We start from the raw sequence: 12,157 nt of genomic DNA on the forward strand, positions 1-12,157 counted from the left end.
TTGCGTCCCAGTAGGCTTCGCGGCATCGGGTTCCGCTGTGGGGGCGAGGGGTTCTGAGCTGTGCTGGATCAGGTGCGGTACGCCGTCGTGTTCGTGTTCTCGGATCCGGTGACCGCGGGCGGCGTGGTGGTCGGAGCGGTGGTGCTGGGCGCGAGTGCGTGGTTCGCGGCGCGGAGGTTCGGGTGGCGGCCGGTTCCCTCCGTGTTCGCGGGGATCTTCCTCGGCCTCGTGCTCGCTCTGACGTTCTCCCGGTCCCAACCGAGCTGGGCGTTGGTCGGCACGGAGTTCTGCCTCCTCAACGGCTTCTCCTTGCACGGAGTGTCGGAGCTGTTCAACGCGCTGCTGTTCGCGCCGCTGGTGTGGTGCGCGGTGCTCGCGACGCGACGGCCGCTCGCGGTGCTGGTCTCGGCGGTGGCGTCGAGCGCGGTGATCGAGGTGCTGCAACCGCTCGTCGGGCGCGGTATGTGCGAGACGCAGGACCTGTTCAACAACAGCGCCGGAGCCGTGGTGGCGGCTGGTCTTGCGGCCGGATACGTGGCGTTGCGCGACCGCATGGCCTGAAGGGGACCGTCAGGCCTCGGGCGGTGGCGCGAACACGAGTGGCCAGTCGTCCTCGTCGAGGCGGTCGAGTGGGGTCAGGTACACGAGGGTCTCGTCGGGCAGGGTGTCGTGGGTGGTCGTGCCGGTCACCCGCAGCACCCGCACCGCGTCCGGGTCGTGGTGCGAGCGCTCCTCGAACAGGGTCAGGTCGACGTCGTCGAAGTGCCGGAGCATCGCCTCGTAGACCATGATGTCGACGGTCAGTTCACCGTTCGCCAGATGCCTTTCCGCCCAGGCGTCCGTCTGCAGGATGTACGCGACCTCGTCGTCTTCGTCCACGTAGCAGAAGTCGCCGATCTTGGCGACGGCCCACTCACCAGGTGAGCCCTTGGGATCGATGACGACGGCGAGAAGCACCCTGTCCGGCTCGTCCGAATCGAGCCCGCCGCGCAGCACAACCTCAGCCATGGGCGGGGAATCTACCGTTCGACCCGACCGTCTCGTCGAGGAAGCCGCCGGACTGGTGGCGCCACAGCTTCGCGTACGTGCCGTCGACGTCGAGCAGTTCCGCGTGGGTGCCCTGTTCGACGATCCGGCCCCGGTCGAGCACGATCAGCTGATCCATCCGCACGACCGTGCTCAGCCGGTGTGCCACGACGATCGCGGTGCGGCCCTCCATGAGCCGCCACAGCGCCTCTTGGACCAGCACCTCGCTCTCCGAGTCCAGCGCGCTGGTCGCCTCGTCCAGCAGCAGGATCGGCGCGTCCCGCAGGATGGCGCGGGCCAGCGCGACCCGCTGCCGTTGTCCGCCGGACAGTTTGATGCCGCGTTCGCCGACCATCGTGTCGAACCCGTCGGGCAGCGCGTCCGCGAACTCCGTCACGTGCGCGGCATGCGCGGCGCGGTGGATCTCGGCGTCGGTCGCGCCTGGCCGTGCGAACGCGATGTTCTCGCGCAGCGTCCGGTGGAACATGGCCGGGTCCTGGGGCACGTACCCGATCAGGCCGCGCAGGTCCGCCTGGCTCAGGCGGGCGATGTCCTGGCCGCCGATGAGGATGCGGCCCCGATCGACGTCCATCAACCGCAGGAGCAGCCGGGTGAGCGTGGTCTTGCCGCCGCCGGAGCGGCCGACGAGCCCTATCCGCGTGCCCGCCGGGATGTCCAGGTCGAGCCCGTCGAACAGCGGCTCGCCGCCGCCGTGCGTGAACACGACGTTCTCGAACCGGACCTGGGAATCCTTCACCCGCAACGGTTCCGGGTCCTCCGGGTCGAGCACGGTCGGCGGGTCGAGCAGCAGTTCGGTGAACTGGGCCGCCTCGGTGAGCGCGCTCTCCACCTGCCGGTAGATCTGGTTGAACTCGAACATGATCCGCGTCGCGTTCCCGAAGTAGGCGAACGTCACCACGATCGCCTCCACGCCGAGCCCGTCGCTGACCCCGATCGCGACCACGAGGCCGAGCACGTTGGTGAGCACGGACAGCGGCGCGATCACGGTGTCGATGCGCAGGTTGTTGTAGTCCCACGACCGCAGTGCGAGCGTTCGCTGCTTGGCGGCACGGGTCCGGTGCTCCGCGCCCTCGCGCGGCTCGGCGGCGAACGCCCGCACCGTCTCCATGTTCGTCAGCGTGTCCGAGACGTGGCCGGACACCTGGGCGATGGCGGCCTCGCGCTGGTCGACCAGCCGCTGGCGGTGGCGGATGAGCGGCGCGACCACGAATCCCGTGACGAGGATCAGGCCGACCAGCACCGCGACGAGCACCGGGTCGTAGTTCCACAGCACGACGCAGGCGAAGCCCAGCGGGATGAAGTTGGCGAAGATCTTGAACGCCAGCGTGTCCACGAAGTCCTCGAAGCGGAACGCGAAACTCAGCACCCGTTTGGTGAGCGACCCGGCGAAGTTGTCGTGGAAGAACGCCGCGTCCTTCCCCAGCAGCTCGTCCATCGCGAGGGCGGACAGGTTCTCGATCCCGCGGCCGTCCACGCGGTTGAGGAAGTGCAGGCCGATGCGCCACAACAGTTCCGAGAGCAGCATGAAACCGCCGAACGCCAGCACGTACGGCAGAACGGTGCCGAGGCTTGCGTCGCCACCACCCGCGAGCTTTCCCACGAGCCCGCCCACCGCCAACGGCGCGAGGTAGAGCTGACAGGTGACGCCCAGCGCGGGCAACACGAGTGCGCCCGCGGACATGAATCCGTGGCGCCGCAATTCTCTTCCGTACAGGCGCAGGGCGAGCGGCACCGCGTTCTTGTGGACAGGCCTTTCCGATCCTGGCACGACCAATCCGACCCCCTCCGGACACCTCGGCTTCCTCATGCTGCCGCAGAGGGTCGGGTGGCAGCGATCGAATTAGGTCGAGCGTTCCCCGGCCTTACTCGCTTCGAAGGCGAACAGGCGCTCAAAGCAGGCCGCCAGAAGAGGAAGCGGCTCGGTCGCACCGGGTGCTGGCGTCGGAGATCTTCGCCGAGCTCGGAGCGGCCGAGCCGCCACCGCTGCCTGCGCCTCAGGCTCATCGCAGATGAAGGTGCAGGCTCGGTGCGAGATCTCAGAGCGTCGCCAGGACTCTTTCGCTCCACCAGATGTCGAGACTGTCGAGGGTGTCGATGTCACCCGGTCTCTTCACCGCGCCGATGGTGAGGGTGCGGGTGTCGACCCACCAGATCTGGGCGTTGCCGTCGGCGAGGAAGCACGTGGCGAACTCGCCGGGCAGCGCGCCGGAGTTCGGGCCGGGGCGGCGGTAGAGCGTGTAGTGGATCGGGTCGATCCTGGGCCGGCACCTGCCGGCCTCGTCGATCCGCGGGATGCCCCTGCTGGTCACCAACGACTGGAAGAACTCGTCCAGGGCGGTGGGGTGGTCGAACAGCCGGAACTCGGCCTCGGCCGGCGGAGGGTTGATGGGATCCCACGAGGAGTTCGGCTTGGTGCAGCGGACGGCGGCGACCGCGCCGCCGTCGGGATCGACAGGCGCGCACGAGTCGGCGCCCCGGTAGACGGTCGGCAGAACGGCCAGCAGCGCTTCGACCTTCGGCGACCGCGTCGTGGTGGTGGTCGCGGGCACGGTCGTGGTGGTGGTCGTGATGCTGGTCGTGGTGGTGCCCGAACCCCTTGTCCTGTCACCGTTCCCGAAGTACAGCGAGATCGCGACCATCCCGGCCACGACCGCGAGGGCCGAGCCGACGAGAGCAGCCTGCTTGACCCGTGACTCGGTGCTGGGAAGGGCGACGGTGGGCGGGTCCGGCTCCGGGTGCACGGGGACGGTCGCCTTGTGCTCCACGGCGACAGGTGCCTCGCGCTGGGGTTCCGGTGCGGACGTGATCGCGGCTTGGGCTGCCGCCCGTGCGAACGCTCCCGCGGTGGCATAACGGTCGGCCGGGTTCTTGGCCATGCCCTTCGCGATCACCTCGTCGAACGCGGCCGGGACCGCCGGGTTCAGCGCGGACGGCTTCGGCGGCTCCACATACAGGTGCGCCCAGATCTGGGCGGCGGTGCCGTCCGCGGTGAACGGCCGCCGGCCCGCCAGGCAGGCGAACAGCACACAGGCCAGGGCGTAGACGTCCGCGCGGCCGTCGACAGGGCCTCCCTCGAAACGCTCCGGGGCCATGTAGTCGAGGGTGCCGACCACCGAGCCGGCCGCCGTCAGGCCCGTCGCGGACGGCGAGACGCTGCGGGCGATGCCGAAGTCCACCAGGTACACGAAGTCGCCGGCGGTCACGAGGATGTTCGACGGCTTCACGTCGCGGTGCACCAACCCGTCGGCGTGCGCGGCGTCCAGGGCACTCGCCACCTGCTCGACGATGCGCACCGCCCGCGCCGGTTCGACCGCCCCCTCGCGGATCACGTCCGACAGGTCGGCACCCTCCACCAGCCGCATGTCCAGGTAGAGCCGGCCGTCGATCTCACCGTAGGCGTGGATCGGGATGACGTGCGGCTCACGCAGCCGCGCGACGATCCGGGCCTCACGACGGAAGCGGGCGCGATACTCCTCGTCGCTGTGATGGCCGGTCGACAACCTCTTGAGCGCCACGAACCGGTCGTGCACCGTGTCGTAGGCCCGGTGCACCTCGCCCATCCCACCCCGGCCGAGCAACTGCTCGATCCGGTACGGCCCGAACGTCTCTTCCGTCATCGTCCCCGTGTCCCGAGCGCCCTGTCCGTTCGAGTCGACGCGCACCGACCGCCCGAGGTTCCGCGAGTCGGCGGAATCAGCCTACGGGTGCGGGTCACGACTGCTCGTGGTCGATCTCCCGCAACGCCACGTCGAGCACTTCGAGATAGGTCACGTCGGCCACCACCGTCTTGCGCTTGCGGCCGAGCATCGTGCGCTCCGGGGGCTCGTCGTGGATCTTCCACCACTTCGCTCCGTCGGCGGTCGACCGGATGACCAGCGTGCCGCTGGGCAGCGTCAGCTCGTATTCGTGGACCTTGAAGTGGTCGAGCTCGCCGTCCAGCAACGCCAGCAACACGCACGCGCGTCGTAGTGCCGCCTCATACGCCTCAGTGTCCTGGTCGCACGGCGGCAGCACGATGACGACGCGCGACGTCGCCCCTGCCTGCCGGATCTGCTCGATCTCCCAGACGAAACCATCGCCGAAGTCCCGGTCCGGCGGCAGGATCAGCACGATGACGTGTGCGCGGCTGATGAGGCGCTGGGCCACCTCCTGCCACACGTCGTCGGCGGCGCGCATCAGGATCGGTCCCGGCGGGGCGAACGTGGTGCGCTGGTCGACGATGCCGTAGGTGTCCATGTCGAGCACCGTGCGCGCGGCGCGGGTGACGAGCTGCTCCATGGTCACGTTGCGGGTGAAGGGCCCACTGTCGGTACGGCGTTTGGCCAGCGTCTTCGGCAGCACGATCTCGGCGTCCTGGCCGAACGGCCGCAGGATGAGGCAGTACTTCTTCCGCGCCCGCAGCAACCCGAACACGACCTGCTCGTGCGACGGCGTACTCGCGGACCGCGGGTACTTGGCGGCACCCACGACGATCATCACGAGTGCGCTCAGCGACATGCCGAGAACGCCGCCCACGCCGCTGAGCTTCTCCAACCCGCCCATGGCGAGCAAGGTGATCCCAGCCGTCAGGCCGACGAACAGCACGATCAGCCCGCGCACACGGGTGAATCGGTGGAGCCGCACGAACAACGCCTTCACACCAGTTCTTCGATCACCGGCCGTAGATCGTTACGGGCCATACGCTGTCGGTGAACCCTGGTGTGCCGGGAGTGGACGCCTGCACCTCGACTCACGTCGTCTCCGCCGAAGCTCACGTTGGACATGGCACCCTCGAAGCGAGCGGCGTTTCGGGAGCAACCACCAGCAAGAACCGAATGGCTGAACGAAGGCACTCGCTGGCACCAACTTTCCGACAGGCCGACACGAACGGCGTCCGCTCGTCACGCTGATGCCGTTGGTCGTGGTGCCAGGACGACGGTCAGCGTCGCCGGGAGATGGCCACGCCGACGAGGCAGATCGCGCCGCCCACGAGGCCGTACACCGTCGGGATCTCGGCGAGCAGCAGCCACGACAGCAGCACCGACACCGCGGGCACGGCGTAGGTCGTCGCGGACAGCCGGCCGGCGTCCATGCGCCGCAACGCGTAGGCCCACGCGGTGAAGCCGATCGCGGTCGGGAACACGCCCATGTAAACGGCCCCGGCCACGGCTCCGACCGGCGCCACCCGCAGTTCGCCGACCAGTTGCGGCAGCCACGGGAGCAGGACCGCGGTGGCGACGACGCAGCCGAGCCAGATCGCGGTGAGCCCGTCGACGTGCCGCAGCGTGACCTTCTGGATCATGACGCCCGCGGCGTAGAGACCGGCGGCTGCCAGGCACAACAGGACACCGACCCAGTCACGTTGTGCGGTGGAACCCATCGCGATGACGGCGGTCCCGCCCAACGCCAGCAGCGAGCCGACGACGACCGGTCGCGAGAAACCCTCACCGAGGAACTTCCCGGCGGCGACGGTGACCAGCAACGGCGCGAGGTTCACCAGCAACGCCGCCGTCCCCGCGTCGACGTGCCGCTCCCCCGCGTTGAGGGCGACCGTGTACCCCGCGAGCCACAGCACGGCGTACGCCACGATCAGCAGCAACCCCCGGCGGGACACATGGACCCGGACCGCACCCTTGGCCACCACCAGCACGGTGAGCGCGACGGCCGCGACAGCGAGTCGGAGCAGCGCCAGCGGTGCGGGTGACAGGTCGTGCCCGACGGCGCGGATGGCGACGAAGGCCGAGGCCCACAGCACCACCGCGAGGCCGACGGCCGCCGCGAGCTTGACGGTGCTCGTCTTGGTGGCGCTCGTCTTGGTGGTGCCTACGGGCCGGGCGGTCTCCAGTTGATCGGTCACACACCCCATCGTCAGCACGCTGTCTGTACAGCACAAGCGATTAGTTGTGCACGTCCGTTAAGCAGAACTGTACAGTCGCGTTCATGCTGGACATCTCTCGGCTCCGCGTCCTGCGGGCGGTCATCGCGACCGGCTCGATCCGTGCCGGCTCGACCGCGCTCGGCTACACGCCGTCCGCCGTGAGTCAGCAGCTCGCCGCACTGCAACGCGAGACCGGGCTGCAACTGTTCGAACGAGCAGGTCGGGGCATCGAGCCGACCGTCGCCGGCCGGGTTCTCGCCACCGAGGCCGAGGCGCTGTTCGAGGCGGTCGGCCGCGTCGAGCGGACGGTCGGCGACCTGCGGGCCGGCCGGGTCGGCAGTCTGTCGATCCGCTATTTCGGCTCCGCCGGCGCGGCGTGGCTGGCGCCGACGGTCGCCGCCCTGCGGACCGAGTTCCCCGACCTCCGGCTCGACCTGCGGATGAGCGAGTCCACACCGGGCGAGGCGGACGTCGACATCTTCGTCGAGGAGGCCGGTGTCGAGCACCACGGGCAGATCGTGACGCGACGGCTCGCCGAGGACCCGTACGTCGCCGTGGTCCGGGTCGACGACCCGCTCGCAGACCTCGCCGAGGTGCCGCTGACGGATCTCGCCGACCGGCATTGGGTGGACAACGACTTCCGCGCCGGGCCGTGCCGTCAGGTGCTCCTCGACGCCTGCTCACTCGCCGGGTTCTCCCCGAGGTTCGTGGTCGAGACCCACGACTACCGGACCGCGATGTCCTTCGTGGCAACGGGAATCGGACTCACGGTGGTCCCGGCGCTCGGCGTCGGCGAACTGCCGGACGACCTGACGACGGTGGCCGTGACGTCCCCGACCCCTGTCAGGCACATCGGCATCGCGGTGAAGAAGTCGATCGCCGGGCATCCGGCCGCCCAGCGCGCCGTCGAACTGCTCGAAGGCCTGGTGCGAGCGGGCTCATCCCACAGCTGACACGGCGGAAGGGCCGTCACCGAGGTGGTGACGGCCCTTCCGCGCAGCGGCTGTCAAAGCGAGGTGCAGCCGCCCAGTTCCCAGTCCCGCACTTCGGGAATTCCCTCCGGGTATTCGGCCCAGCGATTCTGGCCGCAACATCTCGTGGTGCCGTGCGGCTCGTCGCGCGCGACGACGAACAGGGCCGCACGCAGGGTGTTGCCGGTGGTCGTCGGCATGAACCTGCCGGGGCCGGGCAGACGACGCTGACGGCGGGTGAGACGCACGTAGGCGGCACGTTGTTCGGCGGTGGCGGGCGTCCGGAGTGCCGAGCACGACGGGTACCAGTTCGGCGAACTCGCGGCCGACCTCGTCGAACCGGCGCTGGAACCTCTTCACCAGCAAGGAGCGCACTGGTGTCCACAGTGGACTGCAGCCCTGCGGGAACCTCAGCACCGGGTTCACCAGCTGGGCCACGACCCAGCCCGACGAGGCGACCCCGATCAGCACGACGACCAGATCGATGAGCTGGGCCGAGTCGTTGACCCACGAACGGAGCAATCGGCGGCGTAACGCCACCTGCGACTGCTCGATACGTCAACAGGTGCTCAGCGCCCCTGCCGATCAGAGGAGTCCACGGTGACCGACACGCAGCCGGGCTGGCGGCGGATTCCCGTGTTCATCGCCTCGACGTTCCGCGACATGGACCACGAACGCGACTTGCTCAACCGAGTGGTGATTCCGACGGTGAACGCCCAGCTGCGCCAACGTGGCCATGGCGCGTCGATCTATCCTGTCGACCTGCGCTGGGGCATCGAGACCGACGAACTGCTCGACCCCGAGACGCGGCAGCGGATGATCCTCGAGATGTGCGCGGCGGAGGTGCGGCGCTGCCGTCCTCTGTTCATCGGCCTGCTCGGCACCAAGTACGGCTGGATTCCTCCGGAGGAGCTCAGCCGCGCGGTGATCGACGCGGCCGGGCTTCGAGATCCCGGCTTCCCGTTGTCGGTCACCGCCATCGAGATCCTGTCCGCCGTCCAGGCGGCCGAAAGCGACGGAATCCAGCCGATCGTGCTGGCTCGCCGTGCCGCCGCGGCCGATCAGGAGGAACAGGAAAGCCTGGTGCGGCTGGCAATCCACCTCGGGGAGCTAGGTCAGCTCTTGCACCCCTACGACATCGACAGCACGTTCACGGATCTGGCGACGACGACGTTGCTGGACCGCATCGACCAGGTGTTCAAGGCTGAGACTCCCGGCAACTGGCTGGACGCCGAGCTCGCCGAGCAACGATGGGCGGCCGAGCGCGAAGCGCACCAGTTTGTCGGCAGGCAGGAGGAACTCGATTTCATCAGCCAGTTCTGGGCGTACCGAAGCGGGATCGACGACGAGTTCGGCGACGACCCGAAGAGTCCGCTGTGGAGGATGCGCCAGCAGCTCGGCGACACCACGCTGGCGATCGTCGGCAGTTCAGGCTGCGGAAAGTCCGCCCTGCTGGCGAAAGCGGCCACAGACCTGCGGATCACCATGCAGCTGAGCTTCGAGTGGACTGGACCGCGGGCATACGTGCAGGTCGGCGCGACGACGGCCAGCGAACGGCTTCCTGTGTGCGTCCTGCTGCTGCTCGCGCAGCTCGATCCGGCCGCGGCCCGTTCCGTGGCGAACCGGTACGACGCCGAAAACCTCGAGCTCGACCATGTTCTGCACCTCTGGCTGGAGAAGCTGGGCGGGAGCGGGCGGCTGGCCGGTCCCCTGATCGTCGTCGACGGCCTCGATCGGCTCAGCGGCTCGCTCACCGAAAGCCGGCCGCTCGCCTGGCTGCCCATCACGTGGGGAGATCGCGTCCGGGTCCTGGTGTCGGCCGCCGAAGACACTTTCGAGGCAACGCTGCTGACCAAGCGGCCGTCAACCAAAGTGCTGCGGCTGGACGACTTGAACCACCAGGACGCCACCGCGCTCGTCCTCAGTCGCGTCGCCGCGCACCACCGGGCGATTCCACAGGCGGTCGCCGCGCGTCTCGTGAGTCGGTCGACGTGCCCGCGCTGGCTGGTGGTCGCCACCGATCTCATGCTCACCCTGATGGCATATGACTATCTGACCCTGCGCGAGGCGCCTGACGCGGGCGTCGATCCTGAAGTCGCGCTGCGCCTGATGCTCGAAGTGATCGCAGGACAGCTCCCACGCGAACTCGACGGTCTCCACGAGGAGGCCTTCACCCGGTTGATCGACCTCGTCGGCATGCAGTTCGGCGTCGCCCTCTGTCTGCTCGGCTCCGCGGTGTACGGCCTCCACGAACAGGACCTGGTCGCCACGCTCGAGGTCGCCGGGCTCAGTCCCGGCTCGGCTGACCTCGCACTGTTCCGGGCCATGCTCGCGGTGCACGTCACGGTGAGGGACGACGTGTGGAAGTTCGCGCATCCCAGTGCGGCGGCCGGCGTCGATCTCCTGCTCGACGGCGCGTCAGAGGAGACCGAGCAGGACGTCCGCACCGCCTACCGCAGGATGCTGGTGCGGCACCTGGCCACCAAGCCCGCGAACGATCCGGCCAGGTCCCGGGAACTGATGCCGTTGCTGATGCTCACCGACGAGCACCGGCTACTGGTCAGCGGGCTGGCCGAGCCGGACCACTGCACCGACGAGTCGATCAAGATTTTCGCCCTGACCCTGGCCGGCTTCCTGCAGGGCGAAGCGCCGCCGCGGCTGTGCGCGAAGCTGATCGAGGCGGCGGCCACGGACCGGCAACGGCTGGCGATCATCGAGATCGTCATCGGCAGCGTCCTTCCTCACCTGCGACGACCGGACATGAACGAGCTCGCGTCGGTCTGCCGGGCCTCCCTCACCGCGGTGAGCCCAGACGTGAGGAACCGGTTCGGCAAGGGCCGGGACGCGCTGCTACACCTGCTGGACACGGTCGCCACCGACATCTTCGCCGGTGGCGGCCAGCCTCAAGCAGTCATCACCTGGTTCACCACCGCGATGAGCAGCGGGACAGGGTCTCTGCGTGACGCTCCGGTCTCTGCTGCCCCGGCCACCGAGACACACGCTCGCCTCACGTTGATCCAGGGCACGAAGATGCTCACCGAGTACTCGATCATGGTCGGCCTGTCGCAGCTGGCCGCGGCCGGCGACGATGCCGAGCAGGCACGTGGCCGGCTCGACCGCTGGCGCTCGTTCGTCGGCGATCTGGAGGAACCGGATCCGAACGTCGAGGAGTTCCTCGAGCTTTCCATCGCGGTGGCCGAACGAGCGGCGGGCATCGCCTGGCCCACCGGAGGTTTCCAGCCGGCCGCCGACGACTTCGACCGGTTGAGATCACTCACCGATCGCATGCGCGGCAACGCCGACATGGTCTGTCTGCTCGGGTTGTGCGCGAGAGTCCACGCCGCTCAACTGCTCGCCGCGATGTCCGACGAGGACGAGGTCACCGCGTCCGACGCGGTGATGATCCACGAGGCACTGGGCTTTCTCGAGGAAGCCATGTGGCAACTGGAGATCCAGCACGAAATCGCCCCCGACGCCATCGCGGTCGAACTCACCGTGATCCAGTGCGGGCTGCTCCACAGCACGCTGCTGGGCGTGTGCGATCAACACGTGTCCGCTTGCGACTCGGGGTTCAAGGCGCTCCAGAAGCCGCACGTGGTCGATCTGCTGGGCAAGGAGAGTTTCATCGACCAGGCAGTGGCGCTTCTTCGCTCGTGGTACCTGTCGTGGAGCAGAACCGATCCCACGCCTCTGCTCGAGCGGCTGGCCCAGGAGGTCGACCACCATCCCGCCACTCGGCGAGAACATCCGGAAGTCGACGCGATCCTGCTCATGGTGGCGGTGATGGCGGCCAAACGGCTGGGCGCCGTGGAGATCGCCACCCGGATGGTCGGCACCACGCTCGCCCGCTTGCGGTCCGGCGACATTCTCCTCGATCCCGAGGCTCCACTCGACGTGCTGATCCGTGGTGACGTCGCCGAGTTCGAGGACAACCTGGTCGAGTTCGTTCTCGACGACGACTTCCCCGACACGGACGACCCGGACCTGGTCGTCCGCCTCGCCACCGGTGTCCACGAGATGCGCACGGCGTTGATGTCGCACTGCGCCGACGACCCCGCGGACGCGCTGGGCGCGGCGTTCTGCGAGGCCTTGGTCGCGACGATGCTGCGGCAACCGGACCGGCACGTCGACATCCGCAGGCAGCGTCAAAGGCTTGTCGCTGCGGCAGACGACAGGTCTCAGACCTTGCTGTCAGCCATCGACAAGCTGCTCCGATCAAGTTGAGTTCGCCCGCCGAAGTGGACGAAACGGCAGCTGATCAACCGGCCGAAACTGAAAACGC

9 protein-coding genes are annotated in these 12,157 nt (G+C 68.7%); 3 read left to right on the top strand and 6 right to left on the bottom strand.

Annotated elements, in window-relative coordinates; all coding sequences use genetic code 11:
- Window positions 1-60: 60 nt before the first annotated feature.
- Entirely contained in the window at window positions 61-561 is a 501-nt protein-coding gene (locus G7043_RS26525) for a VanZ family protein (RefSeq protein ID WP_166049958.1), read from the top strand.
- A gap of 9 nt (window positions 562-570) precedes the next feature.
- On the opposite strand, the gene G7043_RS26530 is transcribed toward G7043_RS26525, so the two are convergent.
- From G7043_RS26530 to G7043_RS26550, 5 genes are all read right to left on the bottom strand, one after another.
- A complete protein-coding gene (locus tag G7043_RS26530) occupies window positions 571-1,008 on the bottom strand; it encodes a hypothetical protein (RefSeq protein WP_166049960.1) in 438 nt (145 codons plus the stop codon).
- Entirely contained in the window at window positions 1,001-2,728 is a 1,728-nt protein-coding gene (locus tag G7043_RS26535) for an ABC transporter ATP-binding protein (RefSeq protein ID WP_242642676.1), read from the bottom strand. Before G7043_RS26535 ends, G7043_RS26530 begins: the two co-directional genes overlap by 8 nt.
- A 355-nt stretch (window positions 2,729-3,083) precedes the next feature.
- A complete protein-coding gene (locus G7043_RS26540) occupies window positions 3,084-4,664 on the bottom strand; it encodes a serine/threonine-protein kinase (protein WP_166049964.1) in 1,581 nt (526 codons plus the stop codon).
- A gap of 94 nt (window positions 4,665-4,758) precedes the next feature.
- Complete coding sequence (locus tag G7043_RS26545) at window positions 4,759-5,670, bottom strand: hypothetical protein (protein WP_166049966.1); 912 nt, start codon at window positions 5,668-5,670, stop codon at window positions 4,759-4,761.
- 295 nt (window positions 5,671-5,965) lie between these two features.
- On the bottom strand, window positions 5,966-6,892 hold the full coding sequence (locus tag G7043_RS26550; RefSeq protein WP_166049968.1) for a DMT family transporter: 927 nt from the start codon (window positions 6,890-6,892) through the stop codon (window positions 5,966-5,968).
- Between the two features lie 74 nt (window positions 6,893-6,966).
- Here G7043_RS26550 and G7043_RS26555 point away from each other — a divergent pair, with 74 nt between their 5' ends.
- Window positions 6,967-7,857 carry a LysR family transcriptional regulator gene (locus tag G7043_RS26555; RefSeq protein ID WP_166049970.1) on the top strand — a complete coding sequence of 297 codons (891 nt, stop codon included), beginning with the start codon at window positions 6,967-6,969 and terminating at the stop codon, window positions 7,855-7,857.
- 53 nt (window positions 7,858-7,910) lie between these two features.
- Here G7043_RS26555 and G7043_RS26560 read toward each other — a convergent pair whose 3' ends face one another.
- The gene (locus G7043_RS26560; protein WP_166049972.1) at window positions 7,911-8,123 is read right to left on the bottom strand and encodes a hypothetical protein; all 213 of its coding nucleotides are present in this window, start codon (window positions 8,121-8,123) and stop codon (window positions 7,911-7,913) included.
- Window positions 8,124-8,475: 352 nt separating this feature from the next.
- Here G7043_RS26560 and G7043_RS26565 point away from each other — a divergent pair, with 352 nt between their 5' ends.
- Window positions 8,476-12,099: a DUF4062 domain-containing protein gene (locus tag G7043_RS26565; RefSeq protein ID WP_166049973.1), complete on the top strand. Its 3,624-nt coding sequence runs from the start codon at window positions 8,476-8,478 to the stop codon at window positions 12,097-12,099.
- Window positions 12,100-12,157: the final 58 nt, after the last annotated feature.

This window comes from Lentzea alba (assembly GCF_011067745.1).
GTDB classification, from domain to species: domain Bacteria; phylum Actinomycetota; class Actinomycetes; order Mycobacteriales; family Pseudonocardiaceae; genus Lentzea; species Lentzea alba.

What these genes read in the sequence shown, in the direction of transcription:
- G7043_RS26540 (WP_166049964.1), bottom strand. Translation starts at nt 4,664, where the DNA reads ATGACGGAAGAGACGTTCGGGCCGTACCGGATCGAGCAGTTGCTCGGC.
- G7043_RS26535 (WP_242642676.1), bottom strand. Translation starts at nt 2,728, where the DNA reads ATGTCCGCGGGCGCACTCGTGTTGCCCGCGCTGGGCGTCACCTGTCAG.
- G7043_RS26555 (WP_166049970.1), top strand. Translation starts at nt 6,967, where the DNA reads ATGCTGGACATCTCTCGGCTCCGCGTCCTGCGGGCGGTCATCGCGACC.
- G7043_RS26530 (WP_166049960.1), bottom strand. Translation starts at nt 1,008, where the DNA reads ATGGCTGAGGTTGTGCTGCGCGGCGGGCTCGATTCGGACGAGCCGGAC.
- G7043_RS26550 (WP_166049968.1), bottom strand. Translation starts at nt 6,892, where the DNA reads ATGGGGTGTGTGACCGATCAACTGGAGACCGCCCGGCCCGTAGGCACC.